The sequence below is a fragment of the Pseudomonas viciae genome, assembly GCF_004786035.1.
Taxonomy (GTDB): Bacteria; Pseudomonadota; Gammaproteobacteria; order Pseudomonadales; family Pseudomonadaceae; genus Aquipseudomonas; species Aquipseudomonas viciae.
In genome coordinates, this window is the sequence record NZ_CP035088.1 from 5,593,128 (window position 1) to 5,605,507 (window position 12,380).

13 protein-coding genes are annotated in these 12,380 nt (G+C 61.1%); 7 read left to right on the forward strand and 6 right to left on the reverse strand.

Features of this window, described 5'->3' with window-relative positions; translation table 11 throughout:
* Nucleotide 1 precedes the first annotated feature (1 nt).
* Nucleotides 2-1,276, forward strand: a complete 1,275-nt coding sequence (locus EPZ47_RS24785; protein ID WP_135847130.1) for a uracil-xanthine permease family protein — start codon at nt 2-4, stop codon at nt 1,274-1,276.
* Nucleotides 1,277-1,394: 118 nt separating this feature from the next.
* On the opposite strand, the gene hemH is transcribed toward EPZ47_RS24785, so the two are convergent.
* Nucleotides 1,395-2,420, reverse strand: a complete 1,026-nt coding sequence (gene hemH, locus EPZ47_RS24790) for a ferrochelatase (RefSeq protein WP_135847131.1) — start codon at nt 2,418-2,420, stop codon at nt 1,395-1,397.
* A gap of 13 nt (nt 2,421-2,433) precedes the next feature.
* A complete protein-coding gene (locus EPZ47_RS24795) occupies nt 2,434-3,333 on the reverse strand; it encodes a TIGR01777 family oxidoreductase (RefSeq protein WP_135847132.1) in 900 nt (299 codons plus the stop codon).
* Between the two features lie 196 nt (nt 3,334-3,529).
* On the opposite strand from EPZ47_RS24795, the gene EPZ47_RS24800 reads away from it, so the two are divergent.
* The 6 genes from EPZ47_RS24800 to EPZ47_RS24825 all read left to right on the forward strand — a co-directional run bounded on the left by EPZ47_RS24800 (nt 3,530) and on the right by EPZ47_RS24825 (nt 9,260).
* Nucleotides 3,530-4,516: an NAD(P)/FAD-dependent oxidoreductase gene (locus EPZ47_RS24800; protein WP_135847133.1), complete on the forward strand. Its 987-nt coding sequence runs from the start codon at nt 3,530-3,532 to the stop codon at nt 4,514-4,516.
* Nucleotides 4,517-4,693: 177 nt separating this feature from the next.
* Nucleotides 4,694-5,656: a YbgA family protein gene (locus EPZ47_RS24805; RefSeq protein ID WP_135847134.1), complete on the forward strand. Its 963-nt coding sequence runs from the start codon at nt 4,694-4,696 to the stop codon at nt 5,654-5,656.
* Complete coding sequence (locus EPZ47_RS24810; protein WP_135847135.1) at nt 5,656-6,594, forward strand: MerR family transcriptional regulator; 939 nt, start codon at nt 5,656-5,658, stop codon at nt 6,592-6,594. The genes EPZ47_RS24805 and EPZ47_RS24810 overlap by 1 nt, the downstream gene beginning before the upstream one ends.
* Before the next feature lie 12 nt (nt 6,595-6,606).
* Entirely contained in the window at nt 6,607-8,040 is a 1,434-nt protein-coding gene (gene phrB, locus EPZ47_RS24815) for a deoxyribodipyrimidine photo-lyase (RefSeq protein WP_135847136.1), read from the forward strand.
* 112 nt (nt 8,041-8,152) lie between these two features.
* Nucleotides 8,153-8,926: an SDR family NAD(P)-dependent oxidoreductase gene (locus EPZ47_RS24820; RefSeq protein WP_135847137.1), complete on the forward strand. Its 774-nt coding sequence runs from the start codon at nt 8,153-8,155 to the stop codon at nt 8,924-8,926.
* A gap of 28 nt (nt 8,927-8,954) precedes the next feature.
* Complete coding sequence (locus EPZ47_RS24825) at nt 8,955-9,260, forward strand: YkgJ family cysteine cluster protein (protein ID WP_135847138.1); 306 nt, start codon at nt 8,955-8,957, stop codon at nt 9,258-9,260.
* A 116-nt stretch (nt 9,261-9,376) separates the two neighbouring features.
* Here EPZ47_RS24825 and EPZ47_RS24830 read toward each other — a convergent pair whose 3' ends face one another.
* The 4 genes from EPZ47_RS24830 to prmC form a co-directional block, all read right to left on the reverse strand.
* The gene (locus EPZ47_RS24830; protein WP_135847139.1) at nt 9,377-9,895 is read right to left on the reverse strand and encodes an acyloxyacyl hydrolase; all 519 of its coding nucleotides are present in this window, start codon (nt 9,893-9,895) and stop codon (nt 9,377-9,379) included.
* 115 nt (nt 9,896-10,010) lie between these two features.
* Nucleotides 10,011-10,802, reverse strand: coding sequence for a glutamate racemase (gene murI, locus EPZ47_RS24835; protein ID WP_135847140.1), 792 nt, complete (start codon nt 10,800-10,802; stop codon nt 10,011-10,013).
* Entirely contained in the window at nt 10,795-11,550 is a 756-nt protein-coding gene (locus EPZ47_RS24840; protein WP_135847141.1) for a molybdopterin-synthase adenylyltransferase MoeB, read from the reverse strand. The genes murI and EPZ47_RS24840 overlap by 8 nt, the downstream gene beginning before the upstream one ends.
* Nucleotides 11,544-12,374 carry a peptide chain release factor N(5)-glutamine methyltransferase gene (gene prmC, locus EPZ47_RS24845; protein WP_135847142.1) on the reverse strand — a complete coding sequence of 277 codons (831 nt, stop codon included), beginning with the start codon at nt 12,372-12,374 and terminating at the stop codon, nt 11,544-11,546. Before prmC ends, EPZ47_RS24840 begins: the two co-directional genes overlap by 7 nt.
* Nucleotides 12,375-12,380: the final 6 nt, after the last annotated feature.

Here is a 12,380-nt window from a genome sequence, read left to right on the forward strand (position 1 = left end):
CATGCAGGACGAGTTCAACGATCCGCTCTGGCGCCAGGTACTGTCCGGTGCCCAGATGCTGTTCGTCGCCTTCGGCGCACTGGTCCTGATGCCGCTGATCACGGGGCTGGACCCAAACGTGGCGCTGTTCACCGCAGGCTTGGGAACGATCCTGTTCCAGATCGTCACCCGCCGGCAGGTACCGGTATTCCTGGCATCCAGCTTTGCCTTCATCACCCCGATCATCCTCGCCAAGGACCAGTTCGGCCTGGCGGCGACCATGGGCGGCGTGATGGCGGCCGGTTTCGTCTATACGTTCCTGGGCCTGGCAGTGAAGGTCAAGGGCACCGGGTTCATCGACCGACTGCTGCCGCCGGTGGTCATCGGTCCGGTGATCATTTCCATTGGCCTGGCGATGGCGCCGATTGCCGCGAACATGGCGATGGGCAAGGCCGGCAACGGCACCGAGCTGATTCATTATCAAACCGCGATGATGATTTCGATGCCGGCCCTGCTCACCACCCTGATCGTCGCGGTGTTCGGCAAAGGCATTTTCCGCCTGGTGCCGATTATTTCCGGTGTGCTGGTGGGCTTTGCCATGGCGTTTTATTTTGGTGTGGTGGACACCGCAAAGATCGCCGCCGCACCGTGGTTCGCCCTGCCGAACTTCACCGCGCCGGAGTTCAACTGGCAGGCGATCCTGTTCATCGTGCCGGTGGCCCTGGCGCCGGCCATCGAGCACATCGGCGGGGTGATTGCCGTGGGCAGCGTGACCGGTCGTGACTACCTGAAAAACCCCGGCCTGCATCGCACCCTGTTCGGTGACGGCGTTGCCACCACCGCCGCCGGCCTGTTCGGCGGCCCGCCCAACACCACCTACGCCGAGGTCACTGGCGCGGTGATGCTGACCAAGAACTACAACCCGAAAATCATGACCTGGGCGGCGATCTTCGCCATCAGCCTGGCGTTCATCGGCAAGTTCGGCGCGCTGTTGCAGAGCATCCCGGTGCCGGTGATGGGCGGGATTCTGTGCCTGTTGTTCGGTTCGATCGCGGCGGTGGGCATGAATACGCTGATCCGCCACAAGATCGACCTGGGGGAGGCGCGCAATCTGGTAATCGTCTCGGTGACGCTGGTGTTTGGTATTGGCGGCATGTTGGTGGGTACCGGCAGCGGCCCGGACGACTTCGGCCTCAAAGGCATCGCGTTGTGCGCGGTGGTGGCGATCGCCCTGAACCTGCTGCTGCCGGGCAATGACGGTTGGAAGCAGAAGAAGGCCGATGAGCCGCTTCTGTAAATCAGCCTGAACCTAATGTGGCGAGGGTGCTTGCTCCCGCTGGGTTGCGCAGCAACCCCAAACTTTGCGAGCGCTTCGCACTCGAGCGGGAGCAAGCTCCCTCGCCACAGGTTTTTCCTTATAGCGCTATAGGCGCCCGTTCACATAGCGTACTCAACGCCTTGACCCACTGCGGCTGGTCATTGAGACACGGCACCAGCACCAACTCCTCCCCCCCAGCCTCGCGGAACTGCTCACGCCCGCGATCACCGATTTCCTCCAGAGTCTCGATGCAATCGGCCACGAACGCCGGGCACATCACCAGCACTTTCTTCACGCCGCCCTTGGCCAACTCAGCCAGGCGCACCTCGGTGTACGGCTCGATCCACTTGGCGCGGCCCAGCCGCGACTGAAACGACACCGACCACTGGCCGTCCTTCAACCCCATTTTCTGGGCGAACAGCTCGGCGGTACGAATGCACTGCGCGCGGTAACACGTCGCCATGACCTCCGGCGGTGCGTTCTTGCAGCAATCGGCATCCTTGAAACAATGAAAGCCGGTCGGGTCGAGCTTGGTCAGATGCCGCTCCGGCAAGCCGTGGAAACTCAGCAGCAGATGATCGTAATCTTGCATCAGATACGGTTTGGCGCTGGCGACCAAGGCATCGAGGTACTCCGGCTGATCGTAGAACGGCTGGAGAATCGAGAGCTGCACATTGAGCTTCCTGGCCCGCACCACCCGCTTGGCTTCCTCGATCACCGTGGTCACGGTGCTGTCAGCGAACTGCGGATACAGCGGCGCCAACGTGATGTTCTTGTGACCCCGGCTCGCCAGGCGTACCAACGTCGACTCAATCGACGGCTCGCCATAACGCATCGCCAGCTCCACCGGACCCTGGGTCCATTGAGCCGTCATGGCCTGCTGCAGCCGACGGCTGAGCACCACCAGCGGCGAACCCTCGTCCCACCAGATCGAGGCATAGGCGTGGGCCGACTGCTCGGGACGCTTGATCAGGATCAGCGACACCAGCAAGCGCCGCACCGGCCATGGCAGGTCAATGACGTACGGGTCCATCAGAAATTGATTGAGGTAGCGGCGCACATCGGCCACCGAGGTGGAAGCAGGCGAACCCAGATTCACCAGAAGCAACGCGTGATCGGTCATGCAACGTCCTATTTCAAAGGCGGCCCGACAAGTCGTCCAGGGCCGCAGGCAAATCAGTAAACCGAAAAGTGAAACCCGCCGCCTGCAATCGCGCTGGCGTGGCCCGCTGACCACCCAGCAACAGCAATGACAACTCTCCCAGGGCAACTTTCAGCACCAATTCCGGCATCGGCACCACGGCAGGTCGATGCAATACCTTCCCCAGGGCCTTGGCAAAATCGCGGTTGCGCACCGGGTTCGGCGCGCAGGCATTATAAGGACCGCTGGCATCAAAGCGGTGCAGGAGAAAATCAATCAGGGCGATTTGATCGTCAATGTGAACCCACGGCATCCACTGCCGACCACTGCCGATACGCCCGCCCAGCCCCAGTTTGAACGGCAGCAACAGCCGCGACAAAAGGCCGCCCTCGGCAGACAGGACCAGGCCAGTACGAATCAGTACCACACGCACGCCCATGGCCTCGGCCCGCTGCGCGGTTTCTTCCCAGGCGATGCATAACTGGCTGGCGAAATCCTCGCTGACCGGTCCCGATTCCTCGGTCAACTCACGCTCACCGCCGTCGCCGTACCACCCCACTGCGGAACCTGAAATCATCACCTGCGGTTTTTGCTCGCAACGCTCCATCCACGCCAGCAAATTTTCAGTCAGGGTGATGCGGCTGCTCCATAGCAACAGCTTGCGTTTGTGGCTCCAAGGGCGGTCGCCAATCGGCGCACCCGCGAGGTTGACCACCGCATCCACCGACTCGCCAAGCTCATCGAGCTGGGCAATTGCGCGTACCTGCGCACCGCAGATTTTTGCCACCTCTTCAGGTCGACGACTCCATACCGTCAAGCGATGTCCCTGCTCCAACCAGAGGCGGCAGAGCTGACGTCCGATCAAACCAGTACCGCCGGTCAGCAATATGTGCATGAGATGTTCCTCGCATCGCGTTTTAATCGGCCCACTAGTCTATTTTTATAAGCAGGGATTTTTCGTATCGGGCAGAGTCTGTGTTTAACAATAGGACAACCTGTCCAAATGCGAACGGTGAAACTTATACCAAAAACCCGAATTGTACAGGTTTAAACGACGGCGTAGTCTGTACAGAAAGGTAAACGAGGCCCTCATGACTGTACCTATCGCAATCATCGGCACCGGCATCGCCGGACTCTCAGCCGCCCAGGCCCTGACGGAGGCCGGGCATGTCGTTCAACTCTTCGATAAAAGCCATGGCAGCGGCGGACGTATGTCGAGCAAACGCAGCGATGCCGGCGCGCTCGACATGGGCGCGCAATACTTCACCGCCCGCGATCGCCGTTTTGTCATGGAAGTCCAGCGCTGGCAAGCCAATGGCTGGGCCGCGGAATGGAACCCGCAACTCTATAACTTCCAGGGCGGACAACTGAGCCCTTCGCCAGACGAGCAGACCCGCTGGGTCGGTACCCCGCGCATGAGCGCCATCACCCGCGCCCTGCTCGGCAAGTTGCAAGTGCAGTTCTCTTGCCGAATCACCGAGGTGTACCGGGGCCAGGAACACTGGCATCTGCAAGACGCAGAAGGCTTCACCCATGGCCCCTTCGGCCAGGTGGTGATCGCCACGCCCGCGCCCCAGGCCACCGCATTGCTGGCGGCCGTACCGAAGCTCGCCGGCGTGGCAGCCGGGGTAAAAATGGACCCGACCTGGGCGGTGGCCCTGGCCTTCGAAACACCGCTGGATACGCCCATGGAGGGCTGCTTCGTACAGGACAGCCCACTCGATTGGCTGGCCCGCAACCGCAGCAAACCGGGGCGCGACAGTCAGCTCGACACCTGGGTATTGCACGCCACCAGCGAGTGGAGTCGGCAGCACATCGACCTGTCCAAGGAAGCCGTGATCGAACAGCTTCACGGTGCCTTCGCCGAACTGCTGCACAGCGCCATGCCTGCCCCGAGCTTCAGCGTCGCTCATCGCTGGCTCTATGCCCGCCCTGCTGGCAACCATGAATGGGGCGCCCTGGCCGATGCTGATCTGGGCCTGTATGTCTGTGGCGACTGGTGCCTGTCCGGGCGCGTCGAAGGTGCGTGGCTCAGTGGCCAGGAAGCCGCACGTCGCCTGCACGCCAGCCTGCAGTAGATCGCATCCCCCCACCTCACCCGCTGCTGTCGAAAGAGACAGCAGCCCATCTGCGAAAAGAACCCTCCAAAGCACTTCCTTGCACAAAACGAATTGACTTGTGTAGGTTCGAACCTATGATGAAAATATTGTACAAAATTAGTTTTCTGTACAGGATTGAGCAATCAGAGGTTCACCATGCCCAACGCAACCGTCACCAAACCGAAAATTGCCATCAGCGCCTGCCTGATGGGTGCTGAAGTTCGCTTTAACGGCGGGCACAAGCAATCGCAGCTGTGCAGCCGCAGCTTGGTCGATTACTTCGATTTCGTGCCGGTGTGCCCGGAAGTCGCCATTGGCCTGGGCATCCCTCGGGAGCCAATCCGGCTGGTGGGCGATGTCGCGCACCCCGAGGCCGTTGGCACGGTAAACCGTGACCTTGACGTGACCCGACCACTGGCCGAATACGGGCAACAGATGGCAGCGGAACTGAGTGACCTCTGCGGCTACATTTTCATGCAGAAATCGCCGTCCTGCGGGCTGGAGCGGGTGAAAGTCTACGACCACAATGGCGTGCCGCAGGACGGCGGTGGACGCGGTATCTATGCCCAGGCCTTTTGCGAACGTCACCCCGACCTGCCAGTGGAGGAAGACGGTCGCCTCAACGACCCGGTACTGCGGGAGAACTTCCTGACGCGGGTGTTCGCCTATGCCGCCTGGCAACCGTTGCGCCGCCAAGGCCTGACCCGACGCGATCTGATCAAATTTCACTCGCGCTACAAATACCTGCTGATGGCCCACAACCCGGTGCAATACAAGGCCCTGGGCAACTTGCTCGGCAGCATGGGCAAGGCCGATCCCAATGAACTGGGCCCGCGCTATTTCAGCGCGCTGATGACCGCCTTGAAAAAATGCGCCACGCGCCGCACCCACACCAATGTGTTGCAGCACCTGAGCGGTTACCTCAAGCGCGCCATCACCGCCGAAGACAAGCAGGAAGTGCAGCATCTGATCGGGCAGTATCGCCAGGGCATCGTGCCGCTGGTGGTACCGCTGACCTTGCTCAAGCATCACCTGCGCCAGCACCCCGATCCTTACCTGGCGCAGCAGGTCTACCTGCAACCGCATCCGGAAAACCTCAGCTTGCGCAACGCCATCTGATGAAGAACGAACCCGATTCCAGCGCCAGCGAAGACCTGGGGGCCGATTTCGCAAAAGCCCTGGCGCAGGGCTGGCTCCCCATACGCGAAGTCGCCCGACAAACCGGCGTCAACGCCATCACGTTGCGGGCCTGGGAGCGCCGTTACGGTTTGATCGTGCCGCACCGCACCCCCAAGGGCCATCGACTGTTCAATGCCGAACACGTGCAACGGATCCTGAGCATCCTCACCTGGATCAATCGCGGAGTGGCCGTGAGCAAGATCAAGCCGTTGCTTGATACACCGCCGCCGCCTGCCGAACCGCCAGAAAACGATTGGCAGCGCCAGCGTCAGGCCCTGGTATTGGCGGTGACGCAACTGGCTGAGCGTCAGGTTGATGATCTACTCAATCAGGCCATCGCGCTGTACCCGCCCCGGACCGTCTGCGAGCAGTTGCTGCTACCCCTGCTCGCAGAGCTGCAATTGCGCTGGCAAGGCCAGTTCGGTGCGCAGCTGGAACGTGTGTTCCTGTACTCCTGGCTGCGCAGCAAATTCGGCAGTCGGATCTACCACAACAACCGTCAGCTACGCGGCGCGCCGTTGCTGCTGGTCAACCATTCGCAATTGCCCCTGGAACCGCAACTTTGGCTCACGGCCTGGCTGGCCAGCAGCGCCGACTGCCCGGTGGAAGTGTTCGATGGGCCTCTACCGGCGGGCGAACTGGCCCTGGCGGTCGAGCGCCTCAAGGCTCGCGGCGTGCTGCTGTATTCCAGTAACGCCCTGAACCTGTCCCAACTGCCCAAACTGCTGAGCGGTATCGATTGCCCGATCATCATCGCCGGCTCGGCCGCGTCTATTCACCACGCCAGGTTATCCACAAGCGTCTCGATGACTGACGTCACCTGGGCCGAAGACCCGTTATCGGCTCACCGCGAACTGAGCCGCAGAGAACTTCTTTAAATGGAAAACAGCATGCAACTGATCTGGCTGCGCAGCGACTTGCGCGTGCACGACAACACCGCCCTGGCGTCGGCCGCAGCCCGGGGGCCATGCGTAGCGGTGTACTTGCCGAGCCCGGCACAATGGCGTGCCCATGACGATGCACCGTGCAAGATCGATTTCTGGTTGCGCAACCTCGCCTCGCTGGGCGCCGCTCTGGACGCGCTGAATATTCCCCTGCTGATCCGCCCCGCGCAGCTCTGGGATCAGGCATCGCAGGTGCTCCTCAGGCTGTGCGACGAACTGAAGATCAGCGCCGTTCACGTCAACGAAGAATACGGCCTGAACGAAACCCGCCGCGACGCCGAGGTTGCCCAGGCCTTGAGGAGCCAGGCCATCGAGTTTCACAGCCACCTTGACCAGTTGCTGTTCAAGCCCGGCAGCGTGCTGACCAAGACCGGGAATTACTTCCAGGTGTTCAGCCAGTTCCGCAAGGTTTGCTACAACCGCTTGCACTTCTCACTGCCGAGCCTGGTCGCCACACCCGCCCGGCAAGCGCCTACCGGTATCGCCAGTGATCCAATACCGACGCAGGTCGAAGGGTTCACCCTGGCCAGTGAAGCGCTGCGTGCACTTTGGCCCGCCGGTGAAGACGAGGCCCGGCGACGCTTGGACACCTTTGTCGAGCAACACCTCGATGACTACCAGGGTGAACGGGATTTTCCAGCAAGACCGGGCACCAGCCAGATTTCGGCTTATCTGGTGGCCGGCGTAGTTTCACCGCGCCAATGCCTGCACGCGGCGCTGCAAGCCAATCAGGGGGAATTCGAGAGCGGAAGTGTCGGAACAGTGACCTGGATCAATGAATTGCTCTGGCGCGAGTTCTATAAACATATTCTGGTGGGCTATCCACGCGTGTCGCGCTATCGCGCGTTTCGCCCGGAAACCGAAGCGTTGGCCTGGCGCAAGGCCCCCGAGGAACTGGAGGCCTGGAAGCAGGCACGAACTGGCTTGCCCATTATTGATGCGGCCATGCGTCAGTTGCTGGAAACCGGCTGGATGCACAACCGCTTGCGGATGGTGGTGGCGATGTTTCTTACCAAGAACCTGCTGATCGACTGGCGCGAGGGTGAGCGCTTTTTCATGCAACACCTGATCGACGGCGACCTGGCCGCCAATAATGGCGGTTGGCAATGGAGCGCCTCCACCGGCACGGACTCGGCGCCCTGGTTCCGAATCTTCAACCCATTGAGCCAGTCGGAGAAATTCGATCGCGAGGGTTTGTTCATCAAACGCTGGTTGCCTGAACTGAACGATCTCGACAGGCAACAGGTCCATAGCCCAAATACCCAGGGCGGATTGTTTGATCGGGTGGATTACCCCTCTCCGATCGTCGACTTGAGCGAATCCCGGGCGCGCGCACTGTCAGCATTCAGAGATCTCGCGGTGCGAAAAGGCGACGATTGAGAGACTGGGCGATCAGCGAACATGAAATTGCCCCCCGCCAGATGCAATTTCAACCCTGCGGTCATACAGTTCATATCGAACTTGAGCACTGCCCCGTCGTGAGGAGTATGGAATGGCTTTAGAACCACCTACGCGATATTGGCTGACCGGCGCGGGCAATGGAGTCGGCGCGGCCTTGGCCGAAGCGATACTCGAAACGGGTGCGCTCCTGGCCGTCAGCTCGCGGTCGGCGGGGTCATGTGAAGGCCTTTCGGCACGCTATCCAGGCCAAGTACTGGCGGTACCCGGCGATTTGACCGACAGCCAGACCGTGCGTGAGATCGGCGAGCAAATTACCCGCCAATGGGGCGCTCTGGACATCGTCATTCTCAATGCCGGAACCGCTGAATACGTTGATGGCCAGCCCATCGACCATATGATCATCGAACACATCGTACGCAGCAACCTGCTGGCGGCCAGCCTTTGCATCAACGCAGCCTTGCCATTATTGCGCACAGGCAACGAGTCTCATCTGGTGGGGATCGCCAGCCCGGCGACTTACCTGACACCATCGCACACCGGCTCCGGTGAGCGCGGGGTGCGTTATCTATTCGACGCTGCTCGTGTTGACCTGGCCCCCAACGGCGTCGATGTGACGCTGGTTCACTCAGGCGTCGACAACCCATCGCCGAATCTCGACGATTGTTTTCCGGCCCCGCTCCGGTGGACGGCCGAAGCGGCAGCGCATCACGTCCTGACACAGCTCAAAGAACGCCCGCAGGAAGTGGTTCTCCCCGTCGCCACCATGACCGCGCTCTGGCCACTGCCTTCTTCGACCGAGACCGTGCAGGCAGACATCGACTCGTGTCAGGCGAGTAACAAGTGCCCGATCAAGGGACAACCCTGAACAGCCCGGTTGCCTTACACTGCGCGCCATGAAAACCATTCCCCTCCATGAAATTGCCGCTCCGGTCGTCACTTGCTCGACGTGCGCGGCATGCTGCTGCCAGTTGGAAGTGATGCTGATCACCGACACCGGCGTCCCGGAACGTTTTATCGATACGGACGATTGGGGCGGGGAAGTGATGCTGCGGCTCGACGACGGCTGGTGCGCGGCCCTGGATCGCGACAGCATGATGTGCACGATCTACGAAAAACGCCCGCTGATCTGCCGCGAATTCGAGATGGGCGCGCCGGAGTGCATTGAAGAACGCTTGGGGATTGCGACGGCGTATCGGTAGGAAATCAACGCGACTTCTGTGGGAGCGGGTTTACTCGCGAAAGCATCGGATCAGCCAACACCGAAGTGCCTGACACCACGCTTTCGCGAGCAAGCCCGCTCCCACAGGGGCGAGCGTTACAGCGGCATGGTGTAATGCAACGCGTAACTCTCCACACCGTCGTTGGTCGACTTGATACCCGCATTGGAATAGTGAGTGGCGCGGATGCCCACTTCATGTCCGCCGTTAAAGCGCAGGCCGAAACCGATGCGATCCTCGAACTGGAAAGCCGTTCCCAGCTTATTGTCTTCAACTTCGGTATCCGCGAACAGCGCAACCCCAACACCCGCCTCGATGTAAGGCTTCACGTTCTGCCCGGAAAACTCATACACGAAGACCGGCGAGAACGACAGGCTGTGGTTACTGGATGTCTTGTCTCCGTCCCAATACGTATAGGCACCGCTCCAGTAGCCGGTCAGGCGCCCCATATCGCTCTGCAACCAGCTTTTGTCCCAATCGAATTGCATCCCCAGGCGATAAGTCATAGTCGAGTCACTGGTCTGGCCGACTCCGAACTCCACACCCGCTGCCTGCGCAGTGTAAGTGTGCCCCAGCAATGCAGCCGCAAGCGCAGCTAAGCAGAATAAACGCTTCATTAGAAACATCCCTTTCCGACGACCTTAGTTAGTTTTTTGTTACAAACAGACAAAGCTATAGAAATCCGCGTTAAAACAGAAGTTCACCCCGTTTTACACATTTTTCACGTTTTCTTTACAGATCGAAGCTTCGCACAACGCCGGAAGAATTCCATAGCATCGGTAGGATATTTCTTAAATGTATCGGATCTGCACTACTCCAGAATTGCGTTTCTCTGGCCGGCCCTTCGGCCAATAGCGCCCGCTCGGCCAGCAGCCGCTGAAGTTGGCGTGCCACGGCGGCGCCGGTGTCAATCAGGCTTATCTGTTCCGGGATCATTTGCTTGAGCAATGGCTTGAGAAACGGATAGTGCGTGCAGCCCAGGATCAGCGTATCGCAGCCGGCAGCCAGCAAGGGATCGACGTAGCCCTGTAGCAGTTGATACACGGCCGGGCTGTGCAAATCACCCGCCTCGATCAGTTCCACCAGCCCCGGGCACGGTTGAGTGATGACCCGCACATCAGTGGCGAAACGGTCGAGCAAGGCGGCGAATTTGGCGCTTTGCAAAGTGCCGGTGGTGGCCAACACACCGACAATGCCGCTGCGGGTGGCGGCGGCCGCAGGCTTGACCGCCGGCTCCATGCCGACGATGGGCCAATGGGGGAAATCGCGCCGCAGATCAGCCACCCCGGCGACCGTCGCGGTATTGCAGGCCACCACCAACGCCTTGGCGCCCTGGCGCTGGAGAAAGTCGGCAATGATCGCGCAGCGCTGTCGGATGAATTCCGGGGTTTTCTCGCCGTAGGGAATATGCCCACAGTCACCCACGTACAACAGCGACTCATTGGGCAGCAACTGACGGATTTCTCCCAGCACCGACAGCCCGCCGACACCCGAATCGAACACGCCGACCGGAGCCTCACTCATGCGGGTCACCACAGACGCTACACCCCGGATCGCGCTTGACCCGCAGCTCACGGAAGCGGGTGCCCAGGGCATCGATCAGCAGCAGGCGCCCTACCAGCGGCTCACCGAAACCGGCCAATAACTTCAAGGCTTCTAGGGCTTGCAGGCTACCCACCAAACCCACCAGTGGCCCGATCACGCCGGCTTCACTGCAGGTCAACTCAGCTTCGCTGCCGTGACCGTAGAGGCAGTGATAGCAAGGACTTTCGGGACGACGTGGATCGAACACCGACAACTGCCCTTCCAGGCGAATCGCCGCCCCACTGACCAGCGGCTTACCCGCCGCGACACACGCAGCGTTCACCGCTTCGCGGGTGGAAAAATTGTCGGAGCAATCGAGCACCACATCCACCGCCGCGACCGCGGCGGCCAAGCTGTCTTCATCCATGGCCGTCGGGTGCGGCACCAGCCGAATCTCGGGGTTGATCGCCGTCAGACGGCGTATCGCCGAATCGACCTTGCTCAGGCCGACGCTGTCGGTGTCGTGAATGATCTGACGCTGCAGGTTGGTCAGGTCGACCGTGTCGAAATCCGCCAGGTGCAACTCGCCGACGCCGGCGGCAGCCAGGTACAACGCCACCGGGGAGCCAAGACCGCCGAGGCCGACGATCAACACACGGCTGTGCTTGAGGCGCAATTGGCCGTCGATATCGACATGCTGCAACAGAATCTGCCGGCTATAGCGCAACAACTCCTGATCGTTCAGCACGGCAGGCGCCCCAGGCTGATGCGCTCATGGCCACCCAAGTCCTTGCGGCTGTGGACTTCAGCAAAGCCTTGGGCCCGCAGCAAATCGCCCACCGCCGCGGCCTGATCGTAACCGTGCTCCAGCATCAACCAGCCGCCCGGTTCGAGGTGCCCCGGCGCCTGGGCAATGATCTCGCGCAAATCATCCAGACCGTCTTGCCCTGCGACCAACGCACTGGCCGGTTCGAAACGCACGTCGCCCTCGGCCAGATGCGGATCGGTGGCGGCGATATAAGGCGGGTTGCTGATGATCAACTCAAAACGCTCGCCGTCCAACGCGCTGAACCAGTGACTGCTCAACACTGTGACGTTGTGCAGGTCCAGGCGCTGGCGATTGCGTTCGGCCAGGGCCACGGCCTCCAGCACGCGGTCGACCGCCGTGACTTTCCAGGCCGGACGCTCGCTGGCCAAGGCCAGGGCAATCGCGCCACTGCCGGTGCCCAGGTCCAGGACCCGGGCCGGTGTGGCCGGCAACAAGGCCAGCGCGGTTTCCACCAGCAGTTCAGTGTCAGGACGCGGGATCAGCGTGTGGGGGGCGACTTCCAGATCGAGTTTCCAGAAGCCCTGCTGCCCGAGGATGTAGGCCACCGGCTCGCCGGAGCGACGCCGGCGCAGGTACTCGGAAAACAGCAGCGCCGCCTCGCTCGGCACAATCCGCTCGGGCCAGGTGTGCAGGAAGCTGCGGGACTTGCCCAGTGCAGCGGCCAGCAGCAACTCGGCATCCAGCCGTGGCGTGGGCGAATCCGGCAACTCGGCGGCGCGTAACAAACTGGCGATGATGGTCATTTATTC

Excerpts from the sequence above, each read along its gene's own strand:
- EPZ47_RS24785 (WP_135847130.1), top strand. The coding sequence starts at position 2 with ATGCAGGACGAGTTCAACGATCCGCTCTGGCGCCAGGTACTGTCCGGT.
- hemH (WP_135847131.1), bottom strand. The coding sequence starts at position 2,420 with ATGACCGATCACGCGTTGCTTCTGGTGAATCTGGGTTCGCCTGCTTCC.
- EPZ47_RS24795 (WP_135847132.1), bottom strand. The coding sequence starts at position 3,333 with ATGCACATATTGCTGACCGGCGGTACTGGTTTGATCGGACGTCAGCTC.
- EPZ47_RS24800 (WP_135847133.1), top strand. The coding sequence starts at position 3,530 with ATGACTGTACCTATCGCAATCATCGGCACCGGCATCGCCGGACTCTCA.
- EPZ47_RS24805 (WP_135847134.1), top strand. The coding sequence starts at position 4,694 with ATGCCCAACGCAACCGTCACCAAACCGAAAATTGCCATCAGCGCCTGC.
- EPZ47_RS24810 (WP_135847135.1), top strand. The coding sequence starts at position 5,656 with ATGAAGAACGAACCCGATTCCAGCGCCAGCGAAGACCTGGGGGCCGAT.
- phrB (WP_135847136.1), top strand. The coding sequence starts at position 6,607 with ATGCAACTGATCTGGCTGCGCAGCGACTTGCGCGTGCACGACAACACC.
- EPZ47_RS24820 (WP_135847137.1), top strand. The coding sequence starts at position 8,153 with ATGGCTTTAGAACCACCTACGCGATATTGGCTGACCGGCGCGGGCAAT.
- EPZ47_RS24825 (WP_135847138.1), top strand. The coding sequence starts at position 8,955 with ATGAAAACCATTCCCCTCCATGAAATTGCCGCTCCGGTCGTCACTTGC.
- EPZ47_RS24830 (WP_135847139.1), bottom strand. The coding sequence starts at position 9,895 with ATGAAGCGTTTATTCTGCTTAGCTGCGCTTGCGGCTGCATTGCTGGGG.
- murI (WP_135847140.1), bottom strand. The coding sequence starts at position 10,802 with ATGAGTGAGGCTCCGGTCGGCGTGTTCGATTCGGGTGTCGGCGGGCTG.
- prmC (WP_135847142.1), bottom strand. The coding sequence starts at position 12,374 with ATGACCATCATCGCCAGTTTGTTACGCGCCGCCGAGTTGCCGGATTCG.